We start from the raw sequence: 599 nt of genomic DNA on the forward strand, positions 1-599 counted from the left end.
GCGAGCTGCTGCAACAGGTGCGCCAGCGCACGTTGGGCGCGCAGGCCCACCAGGACCTGCCATTCGAGCAACTGGTCGAAGCTTTGCAGCCTGAGCGCAACCTTGGCCACAACCCGTTGTTCCAGGTGCTGTACAACCACCAGACCGAGCTCAAGGGCAGCCAGCACCGCTTGCCGGGCCTGGACATGTCGGGCTTGGAGGGGAGCACGAATACGGCTAAGTTCGACCTGTCCCTGGATACATTCGAGCACGAAAAGGGCATCGGGGCTTCGCTGACCTATGCCACCGACCTGTTCGACGCCAGCACCATCGAGCGCATGGCGCGGCATTGGGTCAACCTGCTCGCAGCCATCGTGCGCCAGCCCGGGCAACGCATCAGCGAGCTGCCGTTGCTGGGCGAGGACGAGCAGCAGGCCGTGCTGCGTGACTGGAACCGCAATACCGCCGCCTTCCCGGATGAGCGAACCATTCATGAGCTGATCGAGGCCCAGGTGGCCACCGCCCCCGAGGCCCCGGCAGCCACCTTCGGCGAGCAGACCCTGAGCTACGGCGAACTGAATCGCCGGGCCAACCAGTTGGCGCACAAGCTGATCGAGCGC

General features: G+C 65.3%; 1 protein-coding gene. It reads left to right on the forward strand.

The annotated features are described in order from the left end of the window. On the forward strand, window positions 1-599 hold a 599-nt coding region (locus RYH74_RS26310), incomplete at both ends, for a condensation domain-containing protein (protein ID WP_317410622.1).

The sequence above is a fragment of the Pseudomonas sp. LSJ-87 genome (assembly GCF_032971465.1).
In the GTDB taxonomy this organism is placed as follows: domain Bacteria; phylum Pseudomonadota; class Gammaproteobacteria; order Pseudomonadales; family Pseudomonadaceae; genus Aquipseudomonas; species Aquipseudomonas putida_Z.